At 47.5% G+C, this 13,993-nt stretch carries 13 protein-coding genes; 2 read left to right on the plus strand and 11 right to left on the minus strand.

Features of this window, described 5'->3' with window-relative positions; genetic code table 11:
* Positions 1-59: 59 nt before the first annotated feature.
* Complete coding sequence (gene ung, locus FXF61_RS08300) at positions 60-752, minus strand: uracil-DNA glycosylase (protein ID WP_151184821.1); 693 nt, start codon at positions 750-752, stop codon at positions 60-62.
* 56 nt (positions 753-808) lie between these two features.
* Between ung and FXF61_RS08305 the strand changes: the two genes are divergently transcribed.
* Together FXF61_RS08305 and FXF61_RS08310 are read left to right on the plus strand one after the other, a co-directional pair.
* Positions 809-1,672 (plus strand): HDOD domain-containing protein, encoded by an 864-nt coding sequence (locus FXF61_RS08305; protein WP_151184822.1) that lies wholly within the window; start codon positions 809-811, stop codon positions 1,670-1,672.
* A 120-nt stretch (positions 1,673-1,792) separates the two neighbouring features.
* A complete protein-coding gene (locus tag FXF61_RS08310; protein ID WP_151186050.1) occupies positions 1,793-3,037 on the plus strand; it encodes an ABC transporter substrate-binding protein in 1,245 nt (414 codons plus the stop codon).
* Between the two features lie 75 nt (positions 3,038-3,112).
* Here the strand turns inward: FXF61_RS08310 and queF are convergent, their stop codons facing one another.
* The 10 genes from queF to flgK form a co-directional block, all read right to left on the minus strand.
* Positions 3,113-3,943 carry an NADPH-dependent 7-cyano-7-deazaguanine reductase QueF gene (gene queF, locus FXF61_RS08315; protein WP_151184823.1) on the minus strand — a complete coding sequence of 277 codons (831 nt, stop codon included), beginning with the start codon at positions 3,941-3,943 and terminating at the stop codon, positions 3,113-3,115.
* 79 nt (positions 3,944-4,022) lie between these two features.
* The gene (locus tag FXF61_RS08320; protein ID WP_151184824.1) at positions 4,023-5,477 is read right to left on the minus strand and encodes a sigma-54 dependent transcriptional regulator; all 1,455 of its coding nucleotides are present in this window, start codon (positions 5,475-5,477) and stop codon (positions 4,023-4,025) included.
* Between the two features lie 165 nt (positions 5,478-5,642).
* Positions 5,643-5,942, minus strand: a complete 300-nt coding sequence (locus FXF61_RS08325) for a flagellar protein FliT (RefSeq protein WP_151184825.1) — start codon at positions 5,940-5,942, stop codon at positions 5,643-5,645.
* A gap of 25 nt (positions 5,943-5,967) precedes the next feature.
* The gene (fliS, locus tag FXF61_RS08330) at positions 5,968-6,348 is read right to left on the minus strand and encodes a flagellar export chaperone FliS (protein WP_151184826.1); all 381 of its coding nucleotides are present in this window, start codon (positions 6,346-6,348) and stop codon (positions 5,968-5,970) included.
* A 70-nt stretch (positions 6,349-6,418) separates the two neighbouring features.
* Positions 6,419-6,805: a flagellar export chaperone FliS gene (gene fliS, locus FXF61_RS08335; protein WP_151184827.1), complete on the minus strand. Its 387-nt coding sequence runs from the start codon at positions 6,803-6,805 to the stop codon at positions 6,419-6,421.
* Positions 6,806-8,236: a flagellar filament capping protein FliD gene (gene fliD / locus FXF61_RS08340; RefSeq protein WP_151184828.1), complete on the minus strand. Its 1,431-nt coding sequence runs from the start codon at positions 8,234-8,236 to the stop codon at positions 6,806-6,808. It abuts the gene before it with no gap.
* Positions 8,237-8,358: 122 nt separating this feature from the next.
* Complete coding sequence (locus FXF61_RS08345) at positions 8,359-8,754, minus strand: flagellar protein FlaG (RefSeq protein WP_151184829.1); 396 nt, start codon at positions 8,752-8,754, stop codon at positions 8,359-8,361.
* A 75-nt stretch (positions 8,755-8,829) separates the two neighbouring features.
* On the minus strand, positions 8,830-10,332 hold the full coding sequence (locus FXF61_RS08350; RefSeq protein WP_151184830.1) for a flagellin: 1,503 nt from the start codon (positions 10,330-10,332) through the stop codon (positions 8,830-8,832).
* 226 nt (positions 10,333-10,558) lie between these two features.
* Positions 10,559-11,818: a flagellar hook-associated protein FlgL gene (flgL, locus tag FXF61_RS08355; RefSeq protein ID WP_151184831.1), complete on the minus strand. Its 1,260-nt coding sequence runs from the start codon at positions 11,816-11,818 to the stop codon at positions 10,559-10,561.
* A gap of 47 nt (positions 11,819-11,865) precedes the next feature.
* Complete coding sequence (gene flgK, locus FXF61_RS08360; RefSeq protein WP_151184832.1) at positions 11,866-13,992, minus strand: flagellar hook-associated protein FlgK; 2,127 nt, start codon at positions 13,990-13,992, stop codon at positions 11,866-11,868.
* Between the last annotated feature and the right edge of the window lies 1 nt (position 13,993).

Raw genomic sequence — 13,993 nt, forward strand, 5'->3', positions numbered from 1 at the left:
GGGAATGCGAATTGCGAGTGGCAGGGCGCGAGCGCTACACGCGGGCACAAGTGCCCGTCCTACGGTTCGGGGAGCTGCCACTGGATTGGTGTTTGCCCGGTGCGTTGCAAGAATTTATTGCACTGACTGAAGTGGCCGTTGCCGATAAAGCCGCGATACGCTGATAAAGGTGACGGGTGTACAGAGCACAGCAGTAGGTGCTTGCTAGCATCAATACGCGCACCTTTACTACGCGCATGCGCGCCCCACAACATAAACACCACTGGATTTGACTGCGCGCTGACGCAATCAATAATACGATCAGTAAAGCGCTGCCAACCAACTTTCGCATGTGACCCCGCCTCGCCCTGCGCAACAGTCAGTGTTGTATTTAGCAACAAAACACCTTGCTCAGCCCAACTTTGCAAACAGCCATGTTGAGCAAGCGGAATATTCAAATCACGCTGCAACTCTTTGTACATATTTAATAATGATGGCGGTATGGTGATACCAGCAGGCACCGAAAAACTCAAACCATGTGCCTGACCTGGGCCGTGATAAGGGTCCTGCCCTAAAATCACAACCTTAACTTGTGGCAGCGGTGTTAAATTAAGCGCATTGAAGATAAGCGCACCTGGCGGGTAAATCACTTTGCCTTGCTGTTTTTCTTGACGCAGAAAATCAGACAACTGCTGCATATAAGGCTGCTCAAACTCTTCAGCTAGCGCTTTTTTCCAACTCTTTTCAAGCTTAATACGGTTATACTGCGTCATGATTTAACCTGCGGTAAAAAAACTCAGCACCCTAGAAAAACCAGGATTACTTGTCAATGACTGGCACCATATCAACATCAAGCTCAGCCCAGCAAAGTCTACACTACTCTTTGCTCAGTGCGTTTCTCAAAGGCACAGCAAAAGTTCCGCAGATGCCAGAAAACTCGCTACGCATCCGTAGCTTATTAAAAGACCCCTATATATCGCTAGAACAGCTCAGCCGTGTCATTAATCGCGATCCACCACTAGCAGCATATTTAATGCAGTTTGCTGACAGCCCATTAATTAAAAGCGCAAGACCTTGTCGCTCACTAACTGATGTACTCGCTCGACTGGGCACCAATCAACTAAGCAATCTAGTGCTTGCCTTTTCAGTTCGCCATATGTTTATCAGTAAAGAATTGCCTTTGCAGAAAGTATTTCGCGCACGTTGGAATGCATCCTCAATACGCGCTGCTTGGTCAGCTTGCTTAGCACCTTTAGTGCGTGGTATTTCAACTGATGATGCGTTATTAGGTGGTTTATTTCAGGATATTGGCAGCCTACCACTGCTCGCCGAACTGGAAAACTGGCCACAAATATCACGCGACAGCGAGACGTTAAACGAGCTCTGCGAACAGATCTCGGCGCCCATCGGCACAATTCTGCTGACGACCTGGAAGCAGCCTAGCAGCATCATTGATTGCGCGCGTTACCGCAGCAACCACACAGAAGCGCCCACCGCGACAACGACACAACTCTATGAAGTGGTGCAAATGGGTGAGGCCCTACAGAACCCAAATAAACATCAAACTCTGGCGCAGTTGCCTCTTGCACAACAGATTTTTACGAACTTAGATGCCAATGAAATACAGCAGCAATTGAAAGAGCAAGTTAACCTATGGTTTTTATTGCTTGGAGTCAAAACTCGCATTCGTTAATATCGATAAAATTGTAAGCGTAATAGTACGACTAATATACAGTAGCCTACTGCTAGTTATAATTGCACAGTCACGCTTTATTTTATTCTTTTATGCTCCAACCTTAAGGAGTTTCTTGTGATTCGTATGTTCTCTGCTTTAGCCCTATGGGTTGCAATGAGCGTTTCAGCGCTGGCCGCTGATCCAATTATTATCGGTCTGAATTACCCCCGCACAGGCCACTATAAAGAAGAAGGCTTAGCGCAAATGCGCGGCGCCTTATTAGCTATTGATGAAATAAACAGTCAAGGCGGCGTACTTGGACGTGATATACACATCATTACTCGCGATACTGCTTCACGACCAGAAAAAGCAGCACGTAATGTTGATAAATTAATTGGAGACGGTGCTGTGATGCTGTTCGGCAGCGTCTCCAGTGCTGTTGCAATTGCTGCCAGCGCACGCGCGCAGCAACTCAATACTTTGTATTTTGCCACCATCGGCTACTCCAATGATGTCACCGGCAAGAACGGCCATCGCTATGTGTTCCGTGAGAGCAGCAGCGCAACCATGACAGGCCGCGCCCTTGGCAAGTACCTGTCAGAAAACATGCCGAATAAAAAGTATTTTTACATAACGGCAGATTACACTTGGGGACACAGCTCCGAGCAAGCCCTACGCGAAAACACCAACAGCCTAGACAGCAGTCAACACAAAGGCGTGCTGTTGCCATTCCCCACAGCTAAGCAGTCTGATTACAACGCTTCTCTACAACAAGCCAAGGACAGCGGAGCAGACATTATCGCGCTGGTGCTGTATGGCCATGATTTAGTGCGCGCGATGCGCACTGCAGAGACTATGGGCCTGACAGATCAAGTCCAATTTATTGCACCCAACCTAACTCAGTCAGTGATTGAGCAAGCAGGGGCAACAGTAATGTCTGGTGTCATCGGCACTGAACATTGGCTATGGCGTGCACCAGAGCTGGAGCAATCAAAAGCCGGCCTAGCTTTCGTTGAGAACTTCAATAAAGCCTATGACCTATACCCACCCAGCGCAGCAGCATCGGCGTACACTGTGGTCAAGCAATGGGCCGACGCAGTCAATCGCAGCCGAAGCTATGAAAGTGAGGCTGTTATCAACGCGCTGGAAAATTATAGCTACACCTTGCTCAAAGATGCGGCGCAATGGCGTGCTTTTGATCACCAAAATGTGCAAACCGTTTACGTTGTGCAAGCTAACGAGCGCAACGCCGTAATGGCGCACCCATCTAAACAAGATTATCTAAAAATTCTTGAGCGCTTTGATGCTGAGCAAACAGCACAAACTCATGAACAGTGGCAAGCTGAGCGTAGCAAAGCGGGCAAACCGACACGACTGCAGTAAAACAGCAGGCAATATCTACTCGACAATAAAAAACCGCAGCGACGCGGTTTTTTGTTGTGTGAATCTTAATCCAAGTTACTGCCGCGCTAAGCGCAGATTATCGACTGTGCAGTGCTGCGTACTGCGATAGGGGTTAATGTCTAAACCGCCGCGCCGTACATAGCGTGCCGAAACCGTTAACAACTCCGGCTTTAAACAACGCTGTAAATCCAAAAAAATACGCTCTACACACTGCTCATGAAAATCCTGATGCTGGCGAAAGCTCACCAGATACGCCAACAAGCTGGCATGCTCCAATGCAGCACCGCGGTAATGCACTTGCAAGGTTCCCCAGTCTGGCTGACCGGTGACAGGACAATTGGATTTCAGTAAGTGACTGTAAAGCTGCTCTTCAGCCTGCTCTGAGCTGCAAGCAAGCTGCTCAACGCCAGGATGCTCATACTGGCTTACATTGATATCTAAATCATCAATACACACACCCTGCGGCTCATGAAGGCCCTCTGCAGCCACTTCGCGCAAGGTTTTCAACTCAACCTGCACAGGCGCTTGCGCAACCTGCGACAAATCTGCCGACAACACGGCTTGCACCTCAGCAAAACTGCTGTAGGTGCTCTGATTAAAAGAGTTTAGATACAATTTAAACGATTTTGACTCAATGATATTTGGCGAGTCAGCCGGCACAATAAACTGTGCAATCGCCACAACGGGTTTACCCGAAGGCAGCAGCCATGACAACTCATAGCAATTCCACACATCAACGCCGACATAGGGCAAAGTGTCCGCGCTAAAACCCAACTCATGCCACTTAGTTGCACGTGCAATGCCGAACAACAAGCTCGGATCATATTGGCTTATATAGGTACTACTTTTGCCTAAAGGCGAATCGTGCGCAGGATGATGCGACATAACTGCAGCTCCATAAAGTAACTCAGGGCCGCATTGTAAAGAAACCTATAAATAGCACCAGTGCTTAGCCAATTTAGACTTACTCTTCTTTACGCCCCATGCCGTATTTACGCATTTTTTCCACCAAGGTGGTGCGACGAATATTCAAGCGTTCAGCGGCACGTGCGACCACGCCATCTTCTTCATTCAAGGCTTGCTGGATTAAATCTTGCTCCAACTCAGCCAAATACTCACGCAGGTCCAAACCTTCCGAAGGCAACTGATTTGCCAGCACAGGCTCTTCCTCAGCCACCGCCAATAAAGCAGCACGCTCACTGAGCTCTTCGCGCAGTTCTTGGATGCCATCATCTTCATCAATATAGCGAAACTTCTTTGGCAGCTCACTGATGCCGATAACACCATGTGGGTACATAATTGCCATGCGCTCAACCAGGTTGGCCAACTCACGTACATTACCTGGCCAGTTGTGCTGGCACAGCGACATGATGGATGCTTCATTGAAACGTACCGAGGCACGCTTCTCATTTTCCATGCGCGACACCAGCTCGTTAATCAAAAGAGGAATATCTTCAGTGCGCTCACGCAGTGCTGGCATTTCTATCGGAAAAACATTAAGTCGATAAAACAAATCTTCACGAAAATCGCCCGTTTCAATCATCTCTTCAAGGTTTTTATGGGTTGCAGCAACAATGCGCACATCAGCATCAATCGATTTATTGCCACCGATGCGCTCAAAAATACGCTCTTGCAAAACCCTTAGTAACTTAACCTGCATGGTCAGCGGCATATCGCCAACTTCATCTAAAAACAGAGTGCCGCCTTTGGCCAACTCAAAACGCCCAGCGCGCGCACTGATGGCTCCGGTAAAGGCACCCTTCTCGTGACCAAACAACTCGCTTTCCAGTAACTCAGCAGGAATAGCACCGCAGTTAATCGGCACAAAAGGCCCATCACGGCGTTTGGAGCTGTAATGCAGATTACGTGCAATCACTTCTTTACCGGTACCTGACTCACCTAAAATCAGCACACTGGCTTCGGTATCTGCCACTTGCTGCATCATTTGCCGCACACTTTGGATACAACGACTGGCACCCACTAAGCTGCGAAACAAATCCGGTCCACGTTGCATGCGGCGCTCAGCTGCCTCATCGTAAACTTCCCGATACACTTGCGCACGATGCAACACACCCAACAATTGACTGTAGCTGGGCGGCATCTCTAAGCGGGTCAGTACGGACAGGCTAGTTTCGCCAAGCAGTTCAACAGGTTCAGCCTCATCCAGCACAATGATCGGCAAGAACTCATCCCACTCGACAAATTCTTTAACCAAAGTCGCTAAGCGTTTTGAGTCAGCGACCCCGCCAAGCAATACACATAAAACACCGCGATTAGAATTCAGCGCTGCTACCGCATCACGCCACTCAGCACTTGCGCAGGCAAGATGGTTTTCATCTAAAAAGGTAAGGATATTAGCAAATTCTTTACGCTGCTCTTCCTGGTCATGAACCAGCAGTATTTTAGTTTCTCGCCACATAAGAACTACTTAAACTCTAGAAATAAAGGACGCTAATCAGGCATGTCAGCAAACCGCCTTCAGTAAAGTCAAAAACGCATCCAATGTCAATTTTATGACGTCAATTTTTAATAAAAAAGCCCCAAGCACATTCAGCGCTTGGGGCTTCTTGATGGAATCTAGCGATCAACCAAACATTTGGTAGACTTTAGCGCTTTTTTTGAACTGATTAATCTGCCGTAGCTCACCAGCAATACGCTGCTGCTCACCCTGACAGACACTGACTAATTCACGGTATAAATCTAACAATTCTTGCATGCGCTCACGCAACTCATCATTTTGCTGCTGGGGGTCAGCCATCGCACTGTCAACGGCCTGTCGACATTGCAAATCTAACTGGCCGACAGCCTGCCAATCTTGTTGCGCTAGAGCATCGCGCAAAGCCGTGCTGGTGTTTTGCAGTTGCTCAACAGTGCTTGATCTCATTGTACTTGCCTCTGGTCAACACAACTTATGCTGCAATAGCATCCCAACCACTTTTTACTTCACGCAACAGGTCAGATACTTCTTCAACAATAGCTGGATCGTTTTTCAGGTTCGCTTCCATTAAACGGGTGGTCATATATTCATACAAGCGGTCTAAATTTTCCGCTAACTCGCCACCTTTCTGTACATCCAAAGCTTGACGTAAACCACCGACAATGCCGATTGCTTTGCTGAGCAGTTCACCTTTAAGTGCGGTCTGGTTACGCTCCATGGCACCACGTGCTTGCGCTAAACGGGTTAAGCCACCTTCCATCAGCATTTGAATTAAACGGTGCGGATCAGCCTCAATCGCTTGCGCCTGATTGTTGACTGACTGGTACTGACGCATAGCGGTCATTGCATTCATAACATCGTGCTCCATAAGTGTTTCTACTATTCCTTATATCGTCAACGACCGCTGTTTCTTTAGCCATTTCTTACAATTCTTTTGGTTCGCTGGCAGGATCAATCTGTGACCAGCCTTCACGCAGCTGTAACACGATGCCTTGGACTTCTTCTAAGCTATGTGGGGTCTTGTCGACAGCCACTCCGGCTAAACGGCGAGTCATATAATCGTATAAGGCATCAAGGTTTTCCGCTAACTCGCCACCCAGTGTTTTATCGAGACTGTCCTGCAGCAAACCAATAATGGTGAGCGTGGTTCCGACCGCCTCACCACGTTGCGCCGCGTTGTTTTCTTGCTGGGCAATCAGTGCTTTGGAAATACACTCTAAGGCGCCATCAAGGAGCAGCTCCACCGCTTGGTAAGGGGTTAGATCTTGACCTGCAGCCACAGAGTTATAGGTTTGCATGGGTTTATTCATCTATTTTTTATCCTTGCGAACGAATCCAGGTAAGTTTTCTAGGGATTGAGCAATGCTGTCGCCGGTTGCGTTTAATTGGCCTACTAGGGCGTCCATTGCGTTAAATTGTTTAAATAAACGCGCTTCAATTTGTCCGGTACGACGAATCAGAGCTTCACGTTGTGTATCAATCGTTGATGTCGTGGTAGTTAAACCTTTAATGCGCTGTTCTAATACGCCCCCGGTTTCAACGTAACCGCTGATACGTTTATCCATTCGCGTCATCAGGCCATTATCACCTGCAACAAACTGCGCAATAGCATCAAAATTACTTTCTAGAGCTTTACCCAACTTTTCGTCGTCAATTTTTAGGGTGCCATCTTTTTGCGTGGTAATGCCCAAATCAACAAGCATCCCCACTCCTTCAACACCCGACGACTTAGTTAACTCATTACGCATGCCACTCAGCAACGTGCGCACTGTTGCGTCACCCACTAAGCCACCCACTACAGGCGGTTTGCCATCACCTACTTTAGTGACACCGGTTAATTCACTGCTTACTTTTATCAATTCATTGTAAGAATCAACAAACTTTTGTAATTGGCTTTTAACACCGCTGTTATCTTGGCCTACGGTAACTGTTAATGGTTTGCTCTGCACATCGCCATTGCTTGAAGTAACTTCAGTGGTGTTTTTTAAAGTAAAAGTGACATCAGGTATGGCGTTATCAATGGTGTTGCTGGCACTCTCAAGCATTAAGCCATCAATGGTAAATTTGGCATTAGCGGCTTGCTCTAAATAGCCAGCAGTCCCGTCGCCGGCCTTACTTGCGCCGTTAATATTGAACGCATCAAGACCGCCATTACTACTGCCCACCACAGAAATATCTTTGCCAAAACCAGTTTCTGTAGAAGTAAATACCAATTGCGAGGTGTTCGTGCTTGGATTATTAACAATATTTGCGCTGATACCTTTATCTTTTAGCTGTTCATTTAAGGCGTCACGAATCTCAACTAAGGATGCGCCGTTTTCAATATCAACAGTGACAGCATTGTCATCATTAGCGCCTAAACTGACTGTCAATGTTCCGGCGCCAGTCGCTGAAAAATTACTGACAGCATCCGTCGCCACTTTACTGCCGCTGGCCAATTGCTGCACAGCAACACTGTAGCTACCGGACAAGGCTGTTTTACTCGCGCTAGCAGTCAGTGCGCTGGTATTTGAAGACACAGCTGTACGATTTTCAAACAAAGACATTTTATTTAAGTCTTTCATGGTGGTTTGAAAATTACTCAGTGCACCTTTTAAGCTGCCTAATGCTGAAATTTTAGTGGTAGTAGCTTTCTCAAGGCGATTTAACTGCGCAGCTTTGGGAGCAGTTTCTGCATCAACCATCGCTTTAACAATGCTGTTAATATCAAGGCCGGAGCCTATACCTGTAATACCTGACATACTCACCACCTTCACCAGTTGTCTGATGTTTAATTATGTTGAGCCAGCCCGTTAGGCTGCTCTAACAACTCAAAGCTTAGCTTTAAGTTTAAATCTAGTTGTGCACTGTCTGCACCTGTCTATTATGCCTGCGCAGTAAATAGCAAGCTACGCATCTCCTCTAAGCTTTCGGCCAAACGTAGCGCTTCTTCAGTCGGTAATTGTCGAATCACATCACCGGTCGCCTTATCAGTGACTTCAACCACGGTGCGCCCCGTGCTTTCATTGATTGAAAAACTTAAACTGCGCTGAATATTTTGGGTGAAATCTTGCATATTTGCGACTGCTTCTTGCAAGGTATCACGCTCAAGTGCTGCCGCCGCAGAATTTAACTCAACCGTACCAGTACGTTCTTCACGTGCTGTCGCCCGCACTGTCTCAGCATTTTTTGCAGGCTGCTCAGCCGTTACCTGCTTTGGCGTTTTTGTATCGCTTGCGGTGATAGCGGGAGGCAAGCGGTAGTCTGTTTTAATATCCATACTTCACCTCATTACAAACCAAAACAGGGAACAGTGTTAAACACTGCCCCTGAGTATGCCACTAACGACCGTTCATTAGCCTAACAAGCTAAGAACTGCTTGCGGCAACTGATTGGCCTGCGCCAAGATCGAGGTACCTGCTTGTTGCAGGATCTGGTTTTTCGCCAGATTTGCAGTTTCTGCAGCAAAGTCAGTGTCTTGGATACGACCGCGAGCGGCCGAGACGTTTTCACTGATGTTTTGCAAGTTAGAGATGGTGTTCTCGAAGCGGTTTTGGGTCGCACCTAAAGAAGCTCGGTTTTTATCGATAGACACCATCGCCGCATCAATCACCGAAACTGCACTCTGAGCACCATCTTGTGAACTGATATCAATATCAGCAACAGAAGTCAGTTTAGAGACAGCTAATGTTCCTGCATCAACCATAGCTGCTGTGTCAGCAGAAACTTGGAATGCGCCTGCAGACTCAATTTGAACTTGGCCTCTTACCGTCGTACTATGTAAAGCATCAGTTAAAGTTACCGTGCTACTAGTATCAATTTTCCCATCGTATTTCATTGTGTCAAGTGCAACAAGATTTCCAGTGGATCCAGCAATCGCAAAATCTTCAATTGTAATATCATCGCCAGCTTCATTGACCAGCTTCATTTTACTATTACTATCGGTTAGCGATGCAGTGATACCCGTTTTACCAGTCTGCTCATTAATTGCGTTCGCAAGGCTGCTCAGATCATTTGGGTTGGTTACGTTTGCACTTATAACAGCTGTTGTTGCAGCCGTACCACTTCCCAAGCTCATACTGACGTTTCCTGCAGCGGCAAGACCAGACAGTTGCACCCCTGTACGGGCATCAGCAGTTACACCTGTAGTTTCAGATCTGTTATTAACTTTAGTTGCAACAGCGCTCGCTGAATCGGTAGCAACTAGAGCATCAACAGCAGTTGCTTTACCATTACTACCTGTAATTGTTAAGGTACCAGCCACAATTGCAGGCGCATTAGTAGTCAAGTCAGCAGCAGCAGCAGTAATGGCTCCAAATCCTGTACCCGTCATACCAAGACGATCAGCACCTACGCTTTTCGCAGAAGCCGCATTCACAGTCACACCAATAGTCTCATTAGCATTGGAACCAACCTGGAAGCTTTTCGTGCCAAAAGTACCATCCAAAAGATTCTGACCACCAAAGGTTGTGGTTTCTGAAATACGATTTAATTCTGATTGCAACTGCTTGACTTCACTGTTCAAAGCTTGACGCTCATTAGCAGAGTTAGAACCGTTAGCAGATTGTAGCGATAGATCACGCATGCGCTGCAAAATATTAGTCGACTGCTGCAATGCACCTTCAGCGGTTTGCGCTAAAGAGATACCGTCGTTGGCGTTACGTACGGCTACACCCAAGCCATTAATTTGGCTGGTTAAACGGTTAGAAATCTGCAGACCCGCCGCATCATCTTTTGCAGAGTTGATGCGTGAACCAGTTGATAAACGCTCTAAAGAGGTCGCCAGCGCATTGGAAGACGAGCTTAGGTTGCGTTGAGTATTAAGAGACGCAATGTTTGTATTTACTGTTAGTGCCATGGTAAATGCCTCCAATGGGCTGATCAAAAAATCTAACTGGGACGAGCGTTGGTTTGTGTGGCTCTAGGTGTTCCAGTTATATCGTATTCATTATATCTATCGCCTGTATCTGTAATAACTTTAGGCGTTTTGTGTTTTTTTTACTTTTTTTAAAACAACTCTATTTGCACTGAGCTAATAAATACAAAAGCACCCACGTAACTGCTAGAGCTACTAGAGGTTTTACCTAGCGTATTTTGTCAAACAAATTCAACTGGCTGATTTTGACAAAACTCTGCTGCGCGGCTTCCAGCACCACGCTCTGAAAGGCCAACTTTGATAAGGCCTCGGGATAATCCACTTCGCGCAACTCAGCCTGCACGGTTTTATTGATCAGACTGACGTCTTCGTTATCGGTTTGCGTGGTTTCAATCATATTCATCCGCGCACCGATATCACCGCGAGTGCTGTCAATATTAACCATAGCATGATCAATATTGGTCAGCGCCGCTGCTACGGCATCGCGGGTGGTGCGGTTACCTTCTGGGCTGTCAGGGCTGCCTTCTAGGGCCATACGTAACTGATGGATAGTATCCAGCACGCCTTGTTTCTCGCGGGTTGGATCAGCCGTAACAGTAATACTTTCACCGCCTGCGGGCACACCATCAAAGTGCACCACAACGCCACGAAAGACCAAGGAGTCTTGACGTTTATCGTCATCATCCATGATCCCTGTTTGCACAGGCGTTGCGCCATCATAAATGGTGTACTCTTTTGGATTGCCCGGTGGGGTCGTCGCCGCTGGATCAGTAAAACGAATTTCAATGCCGCCACTTGGAAAAGCGGGGCTACCGGAAAAAGCCACTTCGTCTTGGACCAAGGGTTTAGAAACAGTCAAGGTCGAGCTGGGCGTTGAGGTCAAATTAGCATCCAAGCGTGCAGCGTTAGTGATGTTCTGGAAAACTTTTTTACCGTTATCACTGATTGCCACATTAAGTGAGCTGCCAATTTGTAATTTGCGCTGACCTTCATCACCTTGATAGGCATAACTGCCATTAGCTTGGCGCTCGAAGGGCTGGGTTTTACCTTGAAAACCGGAAAATAAATACTCGCCACGTGCATTGCGAGTATTCATCAAGCCTAAGAGCTCATCTTCACGCTCGCGCAATTCTGAAGCAATGGATTGGCGATCGTTTTGGTTGAGCGCACCATTACCTGCCTCAGCGGCCAATTCACGCACGCGCTGCATGATGGTATTAACCGAATTAAGAGTCGACTCTTCTTGGACAAGGCTGTTATTGGCAGCGCTCAGATTAGACTTGTATTGGCCGAGCATATTTTGTTGCTGCTCAAGCTGCATCAAGCGCACCGAGGCCACCGGATCATCTGCCGGGGTTAAAATACGATTACCGCTGCTGATTTGTTCATTGGTGCGAATCGCCGCGGCATAGTTACGTTGCAATCCTTGCACGCCATTTTGAAATGCTTGTAGGCTGGAAATACGCATGGCCTGACTCCTAATATCTCTGGCTGCTGATCTGCGCAGCCAAAGTTTTATCTAAATGCATTAAGTAATGTATCGAACACTGAGCGTGCAACTTGAATCACTTGCGCAGAGGCATTGTAATATTGCTCAAATTGGATCAAGTTTGCTGCCTCTTCATCTAAGTTCACCGCAGACAACGAGTTACGGTTATCGGTTGACTGCTTAAGGATTGCGCCGGTGGCGATATCATCCTGCCTCGCTTGGGCAGTTAAGGTGCCAACGCGCTCAACCATATCGCCATAACCATCATTAAAACTGACACCCGTAGCAATGCCGGTGATATTGGCATCCACGCCGACCACTTGTTTATTCTGCAAGTCAGCCAGTTTTAATGCGTTGCGGTTATCTGAAACACCGTTTTGGTTAAAACCAACCGTAAACTGATCATTATTTTGTGGGCGGCCGCTGATGGTTTGATTGATGGTGAAACTTTGCGTAACGCCACCCACATTAACCACAACGGCGTAGCTGAGTTGATTGGCTTGTCCTGGAGTGATAGGTAAACCGCTGATCGCTACGGGCGCTGCTGCTGTCATACCCTCTGTAGGAACCGTAGTGATACTGACAACACCCGGCGGTAATGGCGTGTTAAACACCATCGAGCTTGTGGCTTCATCGTAACGCAAGCCCATGTTGTTAACGGCTTTGAGGTTATCCAGTCTTAAATCATCCGCAACAAAATTCGCCTGCGGCAAAGTTGCCGGATCAAGCACCATCTCCACCGATGGCTGCCCAATCGTGCCATTGCCTTTATTCTGCAATTCAGCTTCGGCTTTAAAAGGTGCGGCAAACGCCAACTGATCAGGTTGATCCAGTACCACGGCAATATCGGTGGCGCCACGACGGGTTGGTTCTAGAATAAAACGATCACCTGCAGTGGGCAGGCTGTTTATTTCTAGAGTGAAACCTTGATCGCGGCCAGCGCTGTCGGCAAAGCTGAGCTGCACTGGATGGGGTATAGGACTCGCTGGCTGACCAACGGTCATTATCGCGCCATCACTTAAGCGCCGCGCACTGTAATTAGTTCCATCAAAATCCAGTTGATAATCACTGGTGGTCAACAACTTGGTATTAGTGATATTCATTGCGCCGCTGGCACTACCAACATTGTTAGCCATCGGGCGGACACGCAAAGCAGCGAGCTTTGGGTCGTTGATATCATTAAACAGAGCGGTTCCCACCTGCCCTTTCAGGTCCAAGCCTTGGCCCAGTTGACTATTGATCTCAGAGTTAATGCTCAGCGCTAAGCGTCCTAAAGCATTCACTGTTGGGTCTAATACTTCATTGCGATAACGCAGTAAACCACCGACTTCACCGCCGTTAATGCTGCTGGTAATATTTTGCCGTGAACCGCCGCTGACAAAATCAATGTCAAACCTATTTGGATCACCGCGCCCGGGCACTGCTTGCAGTTGGTTGACGGTGCCGCCGACCACTAAAGGCTGGCCGCTGCCAATTGATAAGTTAAAGGTGTTGTTGTCTTGCACCACAACATTCACACCAATATAGGTGGACAGTTCACGTACCGCTTCATCGCGCGCATCTAATAAGTCATTGGGTTGCTGACCATTACTACCGGCACCGGCAATCGCGACATTGAGACTGCCCACGGTTTGCGCTAAGCGGTTAATTTGATCGGTGGTGGTGACCAACTGCTTATTAATAAAGCTGCTTTGCGAGTTGATATTGTCGTAAATATTATTAAAACGGCGGCTTAAGCCCTCGGCTTCTGCCAATACCAGCTGCCGTGCTGGAATATTAGCCGGGTCTTCTGCGGCAGTTTGCGTCGCGGAGAAAAATGCTTGCAGCGATGGTGTCACTCCAGTATTGCTGCCCGCCAGCAAACCATCGAGCTGCTCAATTTGGCTTTTATAAGCAATCACATCGCTATTGAGTGCGGTACTGGAGCGTAATTGTGTGGTTAAAAACTCATTATAGGTGCGGCGAATATCAGTCAGCGTAGTACCTGAGCCAATATAGCCAGCGCCACTAAACTGCGGCGTACGCGCGGCCTGCACGGTATCTTGACGTGTGTAGCCCGGCGTATTGATGTTGGTGATATTGTGGCCAGTGACCGACAGTTTAGTTTTTGCTGCACTTAATCCAGACAATCCAATATTTAATAAATCAGCCATA

The sequence above is a fragment of the Pseudomonas sp. C27(2019) genome (assembly GCF_008807395.1).
Taxonomy (GTDB): Bacteria; Pseudomonadota; Gammaproteobacteria; order Pseudomonadales; family Pseudomonadaceae; genus Denitrificimonas.

What these genes read in the sequence shown, in the direction of transcription:
- ung (WP_151184821.1), bottom strand. Translation starts at nt 752, where the DNA reads ATGACGCAGTATAACCGTATTAAGCTTGAAAAGAGTTGGAAAAAAGCG.
- FXF61_RS08305 (WP_151184822.1), top strand. Translation starts at nt 809, where the DNA reads ATGACTGGCACCATATCAACATCAAGCTCAGCCCAGCAAAGTCTACAC.
- queF (WP_151184823.1), bottom strand. Translation starts at nt 3,943, where the DNA reads ATGTCGCATCATCCTGCGCACGATTCGCCTTTAGGCAAAAGTAGTACC.
- FXF61_RS08320 (WP_151184824.1), bottom strand. Translation starts at nt 5,477, where the DNA reads ATGTGGCGAGAAACTAAAATACTGCTGGTTCATGACCAGGAAGAGCAG.
- FXF61_RS08325 (WP_151184825.1), bottom strand. Translation starts at nt 5,942, where the DNA reads ATGAGATCAAGCACTGTTGAGCAACTGCAAAACACCAGCACGGCTTTG.
- fliS (WP_151184826.1), bottom strand. Translation starts at nt 6,348, where the DNA reads ATGAATGCAATGACCGCTATGCGTCAGTACCAGTCAGTCAACAATCAG.
- fliS (WP_151184827.1), bottom strand. Translation starts at nt 6,805, where the DNA reads ATGAATAAACCCATGCAAACCTATAACTCTGTGGCTGCAGGTCAAGAT.
- fliD (WP_151184828.1), bottom strand. Translation starts at nt 8,236, where the DNA reads ATGTCAGGTATTACAGGTATAGGCTCCGGCCTTGATATTAACAGCATT.
- FXF61_RS08345 (WP_151184829.1), bottom strand. Translation starts at nt 8,754, where the DNA reads ATGGATATTAAAACAGACTACCGCTTGCCTCCCGCTATCACCGCAAGC.
- FXF61_RS08350 (WP_151184830.1), bottom strand. Translation starts at nt 10,332, where the DNA reads ATGGCACTAACAGTAAATACAAACATTGCGTCTCTTAATACTCAACGC.
- flgL (WP_151184831.1), bottom strand. Translation starts at nt 11,818, where the DNA reads ATGCGTATTTCCAGCCTACAAGCATTTCAAAATGGCGTGCAAGGATTG.
- flgK (WP_151184832.1), bottom strand. Translation starts at nt 13,992, where the DNA reads ATGGCTGATTTATTAAATATTGGATTGTCTGGATTAAGTGCAGCAAAA.